Source organism: Xanthomonas sp. LMG 12459, assembly GCF_009192905.1.
In the GTDB taxonomy this organism is placed as follows: domain Bacteria; phylum Pseudomonadota; class Gammaproteobacteria; order Xanthomonadales; family Xanthomonadaceae; genus Xanthomonas_A; species Xanthomonas_A sontii.
Genome location: NZ_NSGT01000042.1, coordinates 58708 through 75474 on the forward strand (window position 1 = coordinate 58708; position 16767 = coordinate 75474).

The window sequence follows — 16767 nt, forward strand, 5'->3', positions numbered from 1 at the left end:
GGATCGAGCACGATGCGCGACACCCTGTCCCACTACATCGACGGCCAGCCCGTCGCCTTCCGCGGCGACGAGCACGCCGAGGTCTTCGACCCGGCCACAGGCGCCGTCCAGCGCCACGTGCCGCTGGGCGCCGCGCATGCGGTGGAGATGGCGGTGCGTGCCGCCGGTGCGGCCTTTCCCGGCTGGGCGGCGACGCCGCCGCTGCAGCGCGCGCGGGTGCTGTTCCGTTTCCGCGAGCTGCTGGAACGCAATGCCGATGCACTGGCACGCTGCATCAGCGCCGAGCACGGCAAGACCGTGACCGACGCGCGCGGCGAAGTGGTCCGCGGCATGGAGGTGGTGGAGTTCGCCTGCGGCATCCCGCACCTGCTCAAGGGCGAGCATTCGCACGACGTCGGCCGCGGCGTGGATGCGTGGAGCGAATACGCACCGCTGGGCGTGGTGGCCGGCGTCACCCCGTTCAACTTCCCGGCGATGGTGCCGCTGTGGATGCTGCCGGTGGCATTGGCCTGCGGCAACAGCTTCGTGCTCAAGCCCTCCGAACACGCACCCTCGGCGTCGCTGCTCCTGGCCGAATGGCTGCACGAGGCCGGGTTGCCGGCCGGCGTGTGCAACGTGGTGCACGGCGCCAAACCGGCGGTGGACGCACTGCTGGCGCACCCGCAGGTGCAGGCGCTGAGCTTCGTCGGCTCCACCGCGGTGGCCGCCGACCTGTACGCGCGCGGCAGTGCGCTGGGCAAGCGCGTGCAGGCGCTGGGCGGGGCCAAGAATCACCTGGTGGTACTGCCCGACGCCGATCTGGACGACGTCGCCGACGCCCTGCTCGGGGCCGGCTACGGCTCGGCCGGCGAACGCTGCATGGCGATCTCGGTGGCGGTGTGCGTGGGCGACGCGCTGGCCGATGCGCTGGTGGCCAGACTGGCGCCGCGCGTGGCCGCGCTGCGCCTGGGCGCGGGCCAGGCCGACGCCGGCCGCAACGAGCCGGACATGGGCCCGCTGGTCAGCGCCGCGCACCGCGAGCGCGTGCTCGGCTACATCCACAGCGGCGTGGCCGAGGGCGCACGACTGGTCGTAGACGGCCGCCCGGCGGGCGCGGCCGACCACCCGGACGGCTTCTTCCTCGGCGGCAGCCTGTTCGACCACGTGCGCAGCGACATGCGCATCTACCGCGAAGAGATCTTCGGCCCGGTGCTGTGCATGGTGCGGGTGGCCGACGCCGCCGCCGCGCTGCGCCTGATCGCCGACCACGACTACGGCAACGGCGCGGCGGTATTCACTCGCGACGGCGGCGCCGCGCGTGCGTTCGCGCGGCAGGTGCAGGCCGGCATGGTCGGCATCAACGTGCCGATCCCGGTGCCGATGGCATTCCACAGCTTCGGCGGCTGGAAGCGCTCGCTGTTCGGGCCGCTGCATGTGCACGGCCCGGACGGGGTGCGCTTCTACACCCGGCTCAAGACCGTCACCGCGCGCTGGCCCGAGGCCGCGGCCGGCGCCGAGTTCGCGATGCCGACGATGCGGTAGAGGGCTGGGAATGGGGAATCGGGAATCGGGAATCGGGAATAGGGAATCGTAAAAGCGCCGCGGCGCCCGCATCGGACAACCCGGCAACCGCATCACTTGCTGTTGCTCTTGCTGTTGCGATTCCCCAATCCCCATTCCCGGCCCTGCGCCCACCGCAGCGCAACACGCGCCGACCATTCCCGGGTGTAGCCTTGCGCCACCCGGCGCCCGGCCGGGACCCACCGCCGCCACAGGAGCCGCTCCATGATCAAGGTCAGCGTGATGTACCCGTACACGCCAGGCGCCCGTTTCGACCATGCCTACTACCGCGACACGCACATGCCGCTGCTGCAGGCGCGCATGGGCGCCGCCTGCCTGCGCTACACCGTGGACAAGGGCCTGTCCGGCGGCACCCCCGGCAGCGACCCGACCTACGTCGGCATGTGCCACATCTTCAGCGAGTCGGTGGAGGCCTTCCAGGCCGGCTTCGGCCCGCATGCGGAGGAGATCCTCGGCGACATCAAGAACTACACCGACCTGACGCCGGTGATGCAGATCAGTGAGGTGGTGGTGGGGTGAAGCCGGGAATGGGGAATCGGGAGTAGGGAATCGGAAAGCGCCGCATGCGCGAACGACTCAGGCCATGCGGCCGCGACACACGCTGTTGCCATTCCCGATTCCCCACTCCCGATTCCCGGCCTCTACAATGCCGCCCCCGTCGCCACGCCGCACCGCCCGTTGATGAACATCGTTGTCAAAGAAGACCTCAAGGCCTATATCGATCCGCTGACCGCCGACGAATACGCTGCCCTGGAACGCAGCCTGCTGGCCGAGGGCTGCCGCGACGCGCTGGTGCTGTGGGGCGACATCCTGGTCGACGGGCACAACCGCTACGGCATCTGCCAGAAGCACGGCCTGCCGTTCCAGACCGTGCAGAACACCCGCTTCCAGTCGCTGCAGGACGTGCACCTGTGGATGATCGACCAGCACCTGGGCCGGCGCAGCGTCTCCGACTTCCAGCGCGGCGTGCTGGCGCTGCGCAAGCGCGAGATCCTCGCCGAGCGGCGCGCCAGCGCGGCCGCCGCGGAGGCCCCCGCGGCCGACGCCACTGACCCGGACGCGGCTGGCGAGACCGCCAACGACACCGACACGCCGCCCTGGGCCGACGCACCGGCACCGCTCAGCCGCGCCGAGCTGGCGCGCGTGGCGCGGCTCAGCAACAGCCAGGTGGTGCAGATCGAGAAGATCCAGAAGCAGGCCGCGGCCGAGGTGGTGGAAGCGGTCAAGTCCGGCGCGATCTCGATCAATGCCGCCGCGGCAGTGGCCAGCCTGCCCGAGGAGGAACAGCGCGCCGCGGCGATGGCCGGCAAGGACGAACTGAAGCAGGCCGCCAAGCGCGCCCGCGAGTCCAAGCGCAAGCCCAAACCGACCCCACCGGCCGCCGCCGAGGACGCGGCTGCCGCAGCGGACGCCGACGGCGACGGCGACGCGACGCTGGCGTTGCGCCAGCGCGTGGCAGAACTCGAGGCCGAGAACCAGGCGCTGCGCGAGGAAGTGGCGGCGCTGCGCGCGCAGTTGCCGGGCTGATCCACGCGCACAGGCCATCCGTACCGCGGCCGGATGACCTCGCCGCCGCGCATGCAACCGCGCTCACCGCGCACTGCGTAGACTCGGCCGCATGAGCGTGTCTTCCGCCACTGCCCTGCCCCCCGATCCGCGCCGCGCGCAGCTGCGGCGCATGAAGCTGCTGGCGGCGCTGTTGCTGCTGGCGATGCTGTGCGGCTTCCTGCTCAGCCATGCCATGGGCCTGCACGGCGCGTGGGCCTGGGTCGGCGCGTTCTGCGAAGCGGCCACGGTCGGTGCACTGGCCGACTGGTTCGCGGTGGTGGCGCTGTTCCGGCATCCGCTGGGCCTGCCGATTCCGCACACCGCGATCATCCCGCACGGCAAGGCGCGCATCGCCGACAGCCTGGCGGTGTTCGTGCGCGATCAGTTCCTGGAACCGGGCGCGCTGCTGGCCAAGCTCAGCGCGTTCGATCCCGCGGCGCGGCTGGGCCAGTGGCTGGCCGAACCGGCGCAGTCCGCACGGCTGGCCGATCTGGCCCGCGGCTGGGCGTTGCAGGCGCTGGACCTGCTGGACGAAGCCGCGGTGCGGCGCCGCATCCATGGTTTCGTGGTGGCGCGGCTGCGCGACTGGGACGCCGCCGCCACCGCCGGCGAACTGCTCGGCCTGCTCACCGCCGACGGCCGCCACCACGCACTGCTCGACGAAGCGCTGACCCGGCTCGGCCGGCACCTGGACGATGCCGCGGTCAAGCAGCGGGTGTCGGCGATGATCGTCAAGTACGCGCGGCGCGAATGGCCCAAGCTGGTCGGCACCGTGGAATGGGTGAAGCCGGTGGAAGGCATCGCCGACACCCTCGCCGAGCGCCTGGCGCACGCGCTGCTGGAGGAACTGCAGGAGGTGCTGTCGCAGCCGCAGCATCCGCTGCGCCAGGACTACGAGCGCTGGCTCGGCGGCTACGTGCAGCGGCTGCGCGCCGATCCCGCCACTGCCGAGAAAGTGCAGGCGCTGAAGCAGCGGCTGATCGACCACCCCGGCGTACAGGCGTACGTGCAGGGCCTGTGGGATCAGATCCATGCTGCGCTGCGCGAGGACCTGTCGCGCCAGGACGGCGCGCTGGTGCAGCACCTGCAGCGCGCCCTCGGCGCGCTCGGCCAGTCGCTGGCGCAGGATCCCGCCCTGCGCGAGGCGCTCAACCAGCACCTGCTCGGCGGCGCCGAGCGGCTGACCCAGCGCCTGCGCAGCGGCGTCACCGAGCACATCGCGCAGACCGTGAAGGGCTGGGACGAACGCCACCTGGTCGAGCAACTGGAACTGAGCGTGGGCCGCGACCTGCAGTACATCCGTTTCAACGGCACCCTGGTCGGCGGATTGATCGGGCTGGCGCTGCACGCTGCCGTCACGCTGCTTGGCTGAGCGTGCATGGCAAGGATGCACTGCGCCGCTGGAGCGGCCGGCCCGCTGCCGACGCACGATGCGACGCACGCACCCCACGACGGACCGCCGACCCGCGGCACCCGGTGCCATCCACGCAGCAAGGTGTAGACACGCCTCGACTCTTTGGACCGAAGGGCTGGCGCGACAGCCACGCCCGCGCTAGCGTTGGGGGACGACCTGCGGGGCCTGCGTCGCCGCTGTGAACGCCATCCCGCAACCGGTCGGGGGGAAGCCGATGCGCGTGCCGAACGCGCGTTCGCCAGAGGAAAGGGGAGCATGTCGAAGAAACGCCGGACACCCATCGCCGGCCCTGCGCGGCTTGCGCGGCTCGCCGCCCTGGCCGTGCTGACCGTCGGGCTGCTCGCCGCGCTGCTGATCGCGCATGGCGTGCAGCAGCGCAACCGCGCGCAGGCGCAGGCGCGCTTCCAGCAACTGGTCTCGCACGTGGCCAGCGATCTGCGGCAGCGCCTGGACATGTACGAGCATGGCCTGCGCGGCGCGCGCGGTGCGGTGATTGCGGCCGGCGGCGACCGCATCTCGCGCGAGCGCTTCTCCCGCTACAGCGCCTCGCGCGACTATCTGCGCGAGTTTCCCGGGGTGCGCGGTTTCGGCTACATCCAGCGGGTGCCGCGCGCCGAGGAGGCGACGTTCCTGCAGCAGGCCCGCGCCGACGGCGCACCGTCGCTGCAGATCCGCGAGCTGGCCCCGCACGACGGCGACCGCTTCGTCATCGTCTATATCCAGCCGGTGGAGTCCAACACGCCGGCGCAGGGCTTCGACATCGCCTCCGAACCGGCGCGACGCGACGCGGCGATCGCCGCCGCACACTCGGGCAAGCCCACCATCACCGCGCCGATCCGCCTGGTGCAGCGGCCGGGGCTGGGCAAGAGCGGCTTTCTGCTGTTGTTGCCGGTGTATCGCGAAGGCCTGCCGCTGCAGACCCCGGAACAGCGCTGGCAGGCCACCAGCGGCTGGGCATACGCGCCATTGAGCATCACCGAGGTACTGGCCTCCTCCGACGACCACAGCAAGGCGCTGCAGCTGAGCCTGGCCGACAGCCTGAACCCTGGGCAGCCGTTCTATCGCGACGACGCCACACCGATCCTGGCCGGAGGCCCCACCGCCGAGCGCACCCTGGCGGTCTATGGACGCCAGTGGCGTATCGGTGCACGCGCCACGCCGGGCTTCGTGCGCTCGCTCGACCAGACCTCGCCGCTGTTCGCCGGCGCGCTGGCCGCCGGTATCGCGCTGCTGCTCGCCACCCTGCTGTACGTGTTCCTGACCAGCCTGCGCCGCCGCGACCTGATCCTCAGCGAGCAGAGCCAACTGGCCGCCCTGGTCGCCGGCACCAGCGAAGCGATCGTCGCCGAAGACCTGAACGGCCGCGTGACCCACTGGAATCCCGCGGCCAAGCGCATCTTCGGCTACACCCCGGAGCAGGCCATCGGCCAGCCGCTGCAGCGGTTGCTGGGCGCGCACGTCCGCGATCCCATCGACAGCGGCGACGGCGTCCGCGAGCTGCGCCACCGCGATGGTCACACCGTCAGCGTCCTGGCCAGCGTCTCGCCGATCGCCGGCACCCGCGGCGGCACCATCGGCCATTCGCACCTGCTGCACGACGTCACCGAACAGGTGCGCGCGCAGGCGCGGGTGCTGGAGCTCAACGCCACGCTGGAGCAGCAGGTGGCCGAGCGCACCAGCGAACTGGTGACCTATTCGGCGCTGCAGCGCGCGATCCTGGCCAATGCCGGCTACGCGATCGTCGCCACCGACCCGGACGGCGTCATCACCCTGTTCAATCCGGCCGCCGAACTGCTGCTCGGCTACGCCGCGCACGAGCTGATCGGGCGCAAGGCCACCGGCCTGTTCCTGGATCCGGAACAGCTGAGCGCACGCGCCGAGCGCATGGCCGCGCAATCGGGCATGCCGGTACAGCCCTCGTTCGAGTCGGTGGCCGCGCTGTCCACGCTGGGACGCAGCGACACCCGCGAGTGGACCTACCTGAGCAAGGATGGCCACGCCTTCCCGGTCTTGCTCACCCTGAGCACGCTGCGCGACGACGACGACCGGGTGATCGGCTACCTCGGCATCGCGGTCGATCTGACCGAGCAGAAGCGGCGCGAGCGCGAGCTGCGCCTGGCGATCGACGCGGCCGAAAGCGCCAACCAGTCCAAGAGCGATTTCCTGGCCAACATGAGCCACGAGATCCGCACGCCGATGAACGCGATCCTGGGCATGCTGTACCTGCTGCGGCACAGCGCGCTGTCGCAGGCGGCGCAGGACATGATCCAGAAGATCGAACTGTCCGCACGCAACCTGCTGGAGATCATCAACGACATCCTCGACTTCTCCAAGATCGAGTCCGGACGCATCGACCTGGAATCGGCGCCGTTCGACCTCAACGAGTTGCTGGAGAACATCGCCGCGCTGATGACCTCGGCGACCAGCGCCAAGCCGGTGGAGATGATCGTCGAGCCGCTGCCGCCGGGCTGCCGCTGGCTGCGCGGCGACGCGCTGCGCCTGAACCAGGTGCTGATCAACCTGGTGGGCAACGCCATCAAGTTCACCGAACAGGGCGAGGTGGCGCTGTCGGTGCGCGCCTTCCCCGGCGCCGAACCCGGCAAGCTCAAGCTGCTGTTCTCGGTGCGCGACACCGGCATCGGCATCCCGCGCGAGAAGCAGAGCCTGATTTTCTCGCCGTTCCTGCAGGCCGACACCTCCACCAGCCGCCGCTACGGCGGCAGCGGCCTGGGCCTGACCATCAGCCGGCGCCTGGTGGAGTTGATGGGCGGGCAACTGGAAGTGCAGAGCGCCCCCGGCCAGGGCAGCGATTTCTACTTCGTCATTCCGTTCGCGGTGGCGCCGGCACCGGCCGACGACGCCGAACCGGCGCAGGCGCGGCGGGTGCTGATCGCCGACGACCACGACCTGGTGAGACGCAGCCTGACCGACATCGCCAACGGCTTCGGCTGGCAGGTGGAAGCGGTGTCCAGCGGCACCGCCGCGTTGGCCGCGGCCGCGCCGGAACGGGCCGAGTTCGACGTGATCCTGCTGGACTGGCGCATGCCCGACCTGGACGGGTTGAGCGTGGCCCAGCGCATCCGCGCGCAATCGGCGCCGGACCGGCAGCCCATCATCGTCATGGTCACCGCCTACGAGCGGCGCATGATCCAGGAGCAGCAGCCTGGCGTCGCCGACGTGGATGCGGTGATGACCAAGCCGGTCACCGCCTCGGCCCTGCAGCGCACCATCGCCATGCTGCTGGCGCGTCGCAACGGCGAGCTGCCCGCGGCAGCGCCCGGCGACGGCGTCGCACGCCTGGCCGGGGCCCGCTTGCTGGTGGTCGACGACAGCGACATCAACCGCGAGGTCGCGCAGCGCATCCTCGAAGGCGAAGGCGCGCTGGTCGAGCTGGCGCAGGACGGCGCCCAGGCGCTGCAGCGGCTACGCCGCGATCCCGGCCGCTTCCACGTCGTGCTGATGGACGTGCAGATGCCGACCATGGACGGCTACGAAGCCACCCGGCAACTGCGTGCCGATCCGGACCTGGCCGCCGTGCCGGTGATCGCCCTCACCGCCGGCGCCTATCGCCAGCAGCAGGAGATGGCGCTGTCCAGCGGCATGAACGACTTCATCGCCAAACCGTTCCAGGTCGAGGACCTGATCGCGATCATCCGCCGGTTCCTGCCGCCGAACCTGACCGCGCTGCCGCTGGCGGTGCCACCGCCGGTGCTGCCGGCGGACGACTGGCCGGTCAGCGACCCTGCGTTGCTCGATACCGTCCAGGCGCAGCGGCTCTGGGGCGAACGCGAGCCGTATCGGCGCTATCTGCTGAAGCTGTTGCAGGAACATCCCGACCCGGCGGCCAGCGTCCGCACCCTGCTGGAGGCGCAACGGCCGGCCGAGGCCGTGTCGCTGGCGCACAAGTTGCGCGGCTCCGCCGGATCGCTGGCCTTGCCGGCGTTGAGCATCGCCAGCGCCGCCCTCGAAGAACGCTTGAGCACGGCGCCGACGCAGGCCGATGCCGAGATCGCCGCGCTGGCCGCGGCGATGGCCGACACCGCGGCCGAAGTGCTGCGCTTCGCCGACGCCACCCAGGGTGCGGCGCCACCCGCGGCAGCGAACCTCGCCGCGGTCGATCCGGCGACGCTGCAGGCGTCCTGGTATCAGGTGCTGCAGGTGCTGGACAGCGACGATCCGGACCGCATCGACCGCACGCTGCGGCAACTGGCGCCGGTCCTGCCGGCGGCACAGGCCGCCGAACTGCAACTGTTGCTGGAGAATTTTTCCTTCCGCGAAGCCGAGGCTCAAGTCAGGCGATGGCTGGCCGATGCACGCGATTGAGAGTGCGCCGCCCGCGCGGCGGCGCGTGTCCGACGGGGAACCAACCATGACCCAGCCTTGCATCCTCTGTGTCGATGACGAACCCAGCAACCTGGCGCTGATGCGCCAACTCCTGCGCGAGGACTACGCGCTGGTGTTTGCCAAGAACGGCGCCGAAGCCCTGCGCGGGGTGGCCAAGCACCGCCCGGCGCTGATCCTGCTGGATGTCGACCTGCCCGACATCGACGGCTACACCCTCGCACGCACCCTGAAGGAAGATGCGCGCAGCGCGGCGATCCCGATCATCTTCGTCACCGGCAAGGACAAGGACACCGACGAGAGCATCGGGTTCGACGCCGGCGGCGTGGACTACATCACCAAGCCCTACTCGCCGAGCATCCTGCGCGCGCGGGTGCGCACCCACCTGTCGCTGGTCAGCGCCACCAGCCTGGCCGACAGCCATCGCGACGCGATCCAGATGCTGGGCATGGCCGGCCACTACAGCGACTCGGACACCGGCACGCATATCTGGCGCATGGCCGCCTACGCCCGCGCGCTCGCGCTGGCCGCCGGCTGGTCGTGCGAGGACGCCGATCTGCTGGAACAGGCCGCGCCGATGCACGACACCGGCAAGATCGGCATCCCCGATGCGGTGCTGAAGAAGCCCGGGCCGCTGGACGCCGACGAGTGGCAGGTCATGAAGCGGCACCCGCGGATCGGCTACGACATCCTCAGCCGCAGCAGCGCACCGCTGTTCCGACTCGCCGCCGAGGTCTCCCTGTACCACCACGAGCACTGGGACGGCGGCGGTTACCCGGCCGGCGTTTCAGGCACGCAGATTCCCGAATCGGCACGGATCGTGGCGCTGGCCGACGTGTTCGATGCGCTCACCTCACCGCGCCCGTACAAGGACGCATGGCCGCTGGAACAGGCGATGGCGCTGTTCCGCGACAAGGCCGGCAGCCAGTTCGAGCCACGTCTGGTCGAGTTGTTCGAGGCGATCCTGCCGCAGATCCTGCAGATCCAGGCGTACTGGAACGAGCGCGAGACCGAGGATGACCCGCCGCCACGCGGCAAGGCGCAGGCCGCGCTGGGGCATCACGGCAGTTGATACAAGCCCCTCTCCCCCCGGGACAGGGGTTGGGGTGAGGGGACGGCGCGAAGCGACGCGCAGAGATCGAGGACACGCGGCGTCGCCCGTCCCCTCACCCGCCCCTTCGGGGCCCCTTCTCCCGGATGGAGAAGCAACAGCGCACTACGCTCCGCGACGTGCGTGACCGGTCACGCCCATCGCGGCTGAAGCCGCTCCTGCAGAAAGACACACGAGGCACCGCTTCTCAGCGCCGCTGCAAACGCCAGGCGCGGTGGATGCGCGGATTGCGCTCGAAATCCACGTCGATGGTCTGCGCGCTGATCTCCTCGCATACCGCGAATTCGGCCAGCGCGTTCTCGTCCAGCTTGAAGCGGCGGAAGTTGTTGGAGAAGTACAGCACTCCCTCGGGCATCAGCCGCGCCACCGCCGCGCGCAACAGCCGCACGTGCTCGCGCTGGATGTCGAAATCCTCGGCGCGCGCGGAATTGGAGAAGGTCGGCGGATCGCAGAAGATCACGTCGTAGCGGTTCTTCTCCGCTTCCAGCCAGCTCAGCGCGTCGGCCTGCACCAGCCGGTGCTGGGCGCCGCCCTTGCCGTTGAAGGCCAGGTTGTCGGCGCACCACTGCAGGTAGGTGCCGGACAGGTCAACGCTGGTGGTGGAATCGGCGCCGGCCACCGCCGCCTGCACGCTGGCCACGCCGGTGTAGCAGAACAGGTTGAGGAAGCGCTTGCCGCGCGCCTGCTGCGCCATCACCCCACGCAGCGGACGGTGATCGAGGAACAGCCCGGTATCCAGGTAGTCGAACAGGTTCACCCGCAGCAGCGCGTCGTGCTCGCGCACCACCAGGAACTCGCCGCGCTGCTCGAAGCGGCCGTACTTGCTGCCGCCCTTGCCGCGCTCGCGGGTCTTCAGCGCCACCTGTTCGGCCGGCACCGCGAACACCTCGCGCGCGGCCGCCAGCAGTTCGTTGCGGCGACGGCGCACGTCCGCGTCGGGAATGCTGTCCGGCGCCGCGTACTCCTGTACGTGCAGGAAGGTGCGCGCCTGGCCGCCGTCCTCCTGGTACACGTCGATCGCCGCCGCGTACTCGGGCAGGTCGGCGTCGTAGGCGCGGTAGCAGCCGATCCGCGCCCGCGTGCGCCAGGTCTTGAACTTGCGCAGGTTCTTGCGCAGGCGGTTGGCGACCATCTGCGCACCGTCGCTGAGCGCGCGCGGCTCCTCGCTGGCGCCCGCGCGCGGCGCGATCGCGATCGGGTCGCAGACGATCAACGGGCACTCCAGCGCGCCGTTGAACATCTGGTACTTCTTGGCCGCGCGCAGGCCGGTGGCGTAGGCCAGTTCGTCGCTGCCGCACAGCAGGCTGGCGCGCCACTGCGGCACCGCGCGCTTGAGCGCATCGCCCAGGCGCCGGTACAGCGCCGCATCGGCGGCCAGGCGCTCGTCGTAGGGGGGATTGCACACCACCGTGCCCAACGCCTGCGCCGGCGCAGGCAATGCCGCGACGTCGTGCGCGGCGAACGCGATCGCCTCGACCACGCCGGCCGCCAGCGCGTTCTCGCGCGCCGCGCGCAGCGCATGCGGGTCGATGTCGCTGCCGTACAGCACCGGCCGCAACGCGGCGCGACCGGCCTGGGCGCGCTGCCGTGCCTCGGCCAGCAGCGAACGCCAGGACGCCACGTCGAACCCCAGCCAGCGACTCGGCGCGGCATCGGCATCGGTGTCGCCGCGCTGCTGCGCCGCCAGTTCGCCGCGCAGCAGGCCCGGCGCGACATCGGCGGCCATCAGCGCGCCTTCGATCAGCAGCGTGCCGCTGCCGCACATCGGATCCAGCAGCCCGCCACCCTGCGCATACAGGGCCGGCCACTGCCCGCGCAGCAGCACCGCCGCAGCCAGGTTCTCCTTCAGCGGCGCCTCGTTCTGCGCCTGGCGCCAGCCGCGCCGGTGCAGCGAGCCGCCGCCCAGGTCCACCGACAGCGTCGCGCGGCCCTTGCGCAGCGACAGGTTCAGGCGCAGATCCGGGTGCTCCACGTCCACCGACGGTCGCTCCAGGCCCTCGCCGCGCAGCGTGTCCACCACCGCATCCTTGACCCGCTGCGCGGCGAAGCGCGCATGGGTGATGCCGGTGCCGGACACGTGCGCGTCCACCGCCAGGGTGTGCTGCGGCGCCAGATGGCTGCGCCACGGCAGCGCGGCCACGCCGGCGTACAGCGCCGCCTCGTCGGGGCAGTCGAAGGACTGCAACGGCCACAGCACCCGGCTGGCCAGGCGCGACCACAGCACCGCGCGCTGCGCGTCCTGCAGGCTGCCTTCGGCATTGACCCCGGCGACGGTGGCGGTGGCCTGCGCCACGCCAAGCGCGAGCAGTTCATCGACGAGCAGGTATTCCAGGCCCTTGGCGCAGGAGACGAAGAATTTCACGGAAGGCGGACCAGGACGGACGGGAGGGAGGCACGGCGGACGCCGCGCGCGTGGCGCATCGCAGCGCCGGATCCGGCGTTACCGCGGCCGCGGCCGCGGATCGAGGGATGGGCACGCGCACGCACCGCACCGGAACGGCGCGCAGAATACCACAGGGTCCGTGCGCCCCTGCCTGCTGCGCGGTGCCCTGGCGCAGGGTGCGCCGCGGCCGTCACTGGCCTCGTGTGACGGGCACAGCGACGTCGCCCGCCGGCGTTCGCTTCGCGACCACCCCGCGCCGTGGCAGATGAAGCTGGCGCTGCAGACGCGCCCTCCTGCCGCCTTGGTGCGCGACGCATCGCGCAATGCGAGACCACGAATCCGGCGCCGGGCAGGCCCGGCGGCAGACCCCGTCGACGGCAGCGTACGCCGCTCACCACGGCGTCAGCCGCCACGCCTCGGGATCGGCCTGCAAGCGCTGCTGCAGGCGCAGTGTGTCCAGGAACTCTGCATCATGCGAGACCACCAGCAGCGCGCCGGGGTACTGCAGCAGCACCGCGCGCAAGGCGTCGCGGGCTTCGCGGTCCAGGTGGTTGTCCGGCTCGTCCAGCAACAGCAGTTCGGCCGGCGGCGTGCGGTAGAAGGCGCAGGCCAGCGCAGTCTTCAGTCGCTCGCCACCGCTGAGCTGGCCGCAGGGCACGCCGATGCGCTGCGCATCCAGGCCGAGCAAGGCCAGCCGCGTGCGCAGGTCGGCGAGTGCGATGCCGGGCGCGGCGGCCTGCACCTGCGCCAGCGCGGTGGCGTCCGGGTCCAGCGACACCAGCGACTGATCCAGATAGGCACTGGCGGCGCGCACCCGGCAGGTGCCGGACAGCGCCGCCACCTGCCCGGCCAGCAGCCGCAGCAGGGTCGACTTGCCGCTGCCGTTGGCCCCGACCACGCCGATGCGTGCGCCGCCCTGCACCACCAGATCCAGCGGCTGCCGCGTCGCCGGCGCGAACGGCAGCCGCAGCGCCTGCAGTTCGACCAGGCGCCGGGTGGCCGCATCGGCCGGCGGCGGCGCGAACAGCGCCACCGGTGCGTCGGGCTGTACCTGACGCGCAGCCTCGGCGATGCGCTCCAGGCTGCGCGCCTGCGTGGCCTGATGATCGCGCACCCGCTTGCCGGCACTGTCCTGGCTGCGCTGCTTCTGCCGGCCGAGCAGGATCGGCGCCTGGTTGGCCGTGCCGGCCTGCTGCCGCCCGCGCGCACTGCGCCGCTGCTGTCGATCGTGCTGCGCCTGCCAGGCAGCGTTGTCGCGCGCGTGCTGCAGCTTGTGCTGCGCCAGTTCGGCCTGCGCGGCCTCGCGCTCGCGCGCCCGGCACTGCAGGTAGAACGCGTAGTCGCCGCCGTAGTCGCGCAGCCCGCCTGGCGACAGTTCCAGCGTGCGCTGCATGTCCTGCAGCAGCAGCGCATCGTGGCTGATCACCAGGAGCCCGCCCGGCCAGCGCTGCAGCGCCTCGCGCAGACGCTGCCGCTGCGCCGCGTCCAGGTGCAGGGTCGGCTCGTCCAGGATCAGCGCATCGGCCTCGGCCAGCCAGGCGCCGATCAGCGCCACCCGCATCGCCTCGCCGCCGCTGAGCGTGGCCGCCAGGCGGTGCGGCTCCAGCGCGCCCAGGTCGTGCGCGTGCAGTTGCGCCTGCAGGCGCTGGGCGATGTCCCAGCGTTCGCCCAGCGCGTCGAAATCCGCCACGTCGGCACTGCCGGCCTCGATCCGCGCCAGCGCCCGCAACGCCGCGCCCACACCGGCCAGGTCGGCGACGGTGGCGTGCGGCGCCGGCGCGATCTGCTGCGGCACGTAATGCAGGCGGCCGTGGCGCACGCAGCGTCCGGCGCTGGGCGTCAGTTCGCCGGCAAGCAGGCGCGCGAACACGCTCTTGCCGACGCCGTTGCGGCCGACCAGGCCGGTGCGGCGCGTATCGAGCGCGAAGTGCAGATCGGAGAACAGGATCCTGCCGTCGGGCAGAACATGGGTCGCGCTGTCCAGCGCAAGCAGCGGATGCGTCATGGGAACCTCCATGGATGCCGGTCGTGCCCGCCGATCGCTCGGCAGGTGGGACGAGGGCCGTCGCGAAGACGGCGGCATCAATGGCGCATCGGCGTGGATCCTCGATCGGAGTGGACGCGGGACGATGCTAACGCAACGCGGCCGCGACGGGCCACGGCGCGGCGCGCTGGCTCAGGCCGCGGACAGGAACGCCGGGTGGTAGGCCACCTCGCCCATCGGCGGCAGGCGCTCGCCGAAGGCCAGCGCCTGGAAGGCCTCCACCGGCGCACCCGGCAGGGTCAACCCGGGTTCCGGGCGGAAGCCGAAGCGCGCGTAGTAGGCCGGGTCGCCCAGCACCACGCAACCGGCCGCACCCAGCGCCTGCAACTGCGCCAGCGCCTCGCGCACCAAGCGCGTGCCCAGGCCCTGGCGCTGGTGGCCCGGCCCCACCGACAGCGGTCCCAGCCCGTACCAGCCGCGGCTGCCGTCGGACAGGCTCACTGGCGACACCGCGACGTGGCCGACGATGTAGCCCTCGTGCTCGATCACCAGCGACAGGGTCAGCGCGCCGTCCGCGCGCAGCCGTTCGATGATGTCCTGCTCGTCGTGGCGGCTGTGCGCGACGCGGAAGAAGGCGACCAGGGTCAGCGCCTCGATCGCCGCCGCGTCGGCCGGCCGCTCGGCGCGCAACAGCATGTCGTCGGATGCGCTCACAGGCGCTCCAGCAACTCGGCGAAGGCCTGCGCCGAGGTCGCCACGTGCTCGCCCAGGCGATGCGTGTCGTCGACCAACAGCAGCCGCGCCGCGCGCGCCTGCGCCCAGGCGATCACCTCGGCGGCAGGAATCAGTTCGTCGCGCCAGGCATGCACCACCGAGGTCGGCACCGGTGCCGCATCCAGCGCCGGCAGGTGCCCCATCCGCGTCGGCGGCACCATCAGGAACAGGCCGCGCACCGGCACGTGCAGCGACACCTGCGCGGCGATATAGGCGCCGAGGCTGGAACCAGCCAGCACCAGCGGCCCACGCTGCGCCGCCGCCTGCGCCAGTTCCAGCAAGCGCTGCAGACGCGTCGGCACGTCGCCCAGCGGGCTGATGTCGCGGCGCGCATCCAGGTCGGTGTAGTCCGGGCGCGAATGGCTCCAGCCCAGGCGTTCCGCGACCTCGGCCAATGCGGTCACCTTGATCGCGTCCGGCCCGCTCTCGAAGCCGTGCGAGAGGATGCAGTGGCCGCGGCTCACAGCGCCACCACCGCATCGCCCAGCCGCAGCGTGCCGCCGTGCACGATGCGTGCGCACAGGCCGCCGTGGCCACGCATGGCGTTGTAGCCGCCGGGCCCCAACGCCTGCTCCATGCGCGAGCACGGGTCGCACGGCGCGATGCCTTCCAGCTCGACCTCGCCGATGCGGAAGCGGCGCCCCTTCAGGGCGATCAGCGGAATGCCGGAGACCACCACGTTGCGCCGCAGGGTCGCCGGCGCCACCGCCGCATGGCCGGCCAGCGCGGCGATCGCCGGCAGGTGTTCGGCCTGGATCAGGGTCACGCCGCGCTTGCCGTTGCGGCCGGCGTAGCGGTCGCCGTGCAGGCCGCCCTCGGTCTGCGCCTCAGCGGCGTCGACCTCGTGCATCGGCACGTCGCGCGCCGGGCGCAGGCCGATCCATTCCACGCGTCCGGCGCGCGGCAGTGTGGCCAGCAGGGTCGCCAGCGGGCTTTCGGAATTCAGAGTCATCGGCGAATGCTAGCATCCGCGCATGTCGCCTACCCCGCCGTTGCCGATCCACGATGCGCCCCTGCCTTACGTCGGCCTGCTGCAGGAGCGCGCGCCGGACAGCATCACGCTGGCGGTGATCCACTGCACCGAGTTGCCGGACCTGGCCAGCGCGCGCCTGTACGGCGAGCGTGTGCTGTATCCGTCGGGCACCGGCAACAGCGGCCATTTCTACATCGACCGCGACGGCAGCGTGCATCGCTACGTGCCCGCGGAGCGCATCGCGCATCACGTGCGCGGCTACAACCGGCAATCGCTGGGCATCGAACTGGTCAACCGCGGACGCTATCCGCTGTGGCTGGATTCGCGCCACCAGGCGATGTGCGAGGACTACCCGCCGGCGCAAGTGCAGGCGCTGATCCGGCTGCTGCAGCAGTTGCGCGCGGAACTGCCGCAGCTGCGCCACATCGCCGGACACGAGGCGCTGGACCGCAGCCTGGAACCGGCCAGCGACGATCCGACGCGGCAGGTGCAGCGCAAGCTGGATCCGGGCCCGCGCTTTCCCTGGCCGCAGGTGCTGGAGGCGGTGACGCTGGCGCCGTATGCGCCGCCTGTGTGACCGCCTTGGAGGCGATGGATTGGAACGGCTGATTCGGGCCGCGATGGAGTATCAGACAGGGTCGCATTCTCGCGCTCCCGCAGATACCGTCTCACCCCCTAG

At 71.5% G+C, this 16767-nt stretch carries 12 protein-coding genes; 7 read left to right on the forward strand and 5 right to left on the reverse strand.

Translation table 11 applies throughout. The features are described 5' to 3' along the window. The first annotated feature begins 12 nt into the window (after positions 1-12). The 6 genes from CEK65_RS11210 to CEK65_RS11235 all read left to right on the forward strand — a co-directional run bounded on the left by CEK65_RS11210 (position 13) and on the right by CEK65_RS11235 (position 9935). Entirely contained in the window at positions 13-1521 is a 1509-nt protein-coding gene (locus tag CEK65_RS11210; RefSeq protein ID WP_152181768.1) for a CoA-acylating methylmalonate-semialdehyde dehydrogenase, read from the forward strand. Positions 1522-1764: 243 nt separating this feature from the next. Then, positions 1765-2079, forward strand: coding sequence for an EthD family reductase (locus CEK65_RS11215; RefSeq protein ID WP_017908811.1), 315 nt, complete (start codon positions 1765-1767; stop codon positions 2077-2079). A 162-nt stretch (positions 2080-2241) separates the two neighbouring features. Further along, positions 2242-3087, forward strand: coding sequence for a plasmid replication/partition related protein (locus CEK65_RS11220; RefSeq protein WP_152181769.1), 846 nt, complete (start codon positions 2242-2244; stop codon positions 3085-3087). Positions 3088-3178: 91 nt separating this feature from the next. Beyond that, a complete protein-coding gene (locus tag CEK65_RS11225) occupies positions 3179-4480 on the forward strand; it encodes a DUF445 family protein (RefSeq protein WP_193314760.1) in 1302 nt (433 codons plus the stop codon). A gap of 297 nt (positions 4481-4777) precedes the next feature. Then, a complete protein-coding gene (locus tag CEK65_RS11230) occupies positions 4778-8845 on the forward strand; it encodes a CHASE domain-containing protein (protein ID WP_193314761.1) in 4068 nt (1355 codons plus the stop codon). A gap of 46 nt (positions 8846-8891) precedes the next feature. After that, positions 8892-9935, forward strand: coding sequence for an HD domain-containing phosphohydrolase (locus CEK65_RS11235; protein WP_152181770.1), 1044 nt, complete (start codon positions 8892-8894; stop codon positions 9933-9935). Between the two features lie 226 nt (positions 9936-10161). On the opposite strand, the gene rlmKL is transcribed toward CEK65_RS11235, so the two are convergent. From rlmKL to CEK65_RS11260, 5 genes are all read right to left on the reverse strand, one after another. Beyond that, the gene (gene rlmKL, locus CEK65_RS11240) at positions 10162-12336 is read right to left on the reverse strand and encodes a bifunctional 23S rRNA (guanine(2069)-N(7))-methyltransferase RlmK/23S rRNA (guanine(2445)-N(2))-methyltransferase RlmL (RefSeq protein ID WP_152181771.1); all 2175 of its coding nucleotides are present in this window, start codon (positions 12334-12336) and stop codon (positions 10162-10164) included. A 412-nt stretch (positions 12337-12748) separates the two neighbouring features. Beyond that, positions 12749-14362: an ABC-F family ATP-binding cassette domain-containing protein gene (locus CEK65_RS11245; RefSeq protein ID WP_152181772.1), complete on the reverse strand. Its 1614-nt coding sequence runs from the start codon at positions 14360-14362 to the stop codon at positions 12749-12751. 171 nt (positions 14363-14533) lie between these two features. Continuing rightward, on the reverse strand, positions 14534-15037 hold the full coding sequence (locus CEK65_RS11250) for an N-acetyltransferase (protein ID WP_193314764.1): 504 nt from the start codon (positions 15035-15037) through the stop codon (positions 14534-14536). A gap of 14 nt (positions 15038-15051) precedes the next feature. After that, entirely contained in the window at positions 15052-15579 is a 528-nt protein-coding gene (locus CEK65_RS11255; RefSeq protein WP_152181774.1) for an alpha/beta fold hydrolase, read from the reverse strand. Continuing rightward, positions 15576-16067 carry an MOSC domain-containing protein gene (locus CEK65_RS11260; protein ID WP_152181775.1) on the reverse strand — a complete coding sequence of 164 codons (492 nt, stop codon included), beginning with the start codon at positions 16065-16067 and terminating at the stop codon, positions 15576-15578. Before CEK65_RS11260 ends, CEK65_RS11255 begins: the two co-directional genes overlap by 4 nt. A 22-nt stretch (positions 16068-16089) precedes the next feature. Between CEK65_RS11260 and CEK65_RS11265 the strand changes: the two genes are divergently transcribed. After that, complete coding sequence (locus tag CEK65_RS11265) at positions 16090-16665, forward strand: N-acetylmuramoyl-L-alanine amidase (RefSeq protein WP_152181776.1); 576 nt, start codon at positions 16090-16092, stop codon at positions 16663-16665. The last annotated feature ends 102 nt before the right edge of the window (positions 16666-16767 follow it).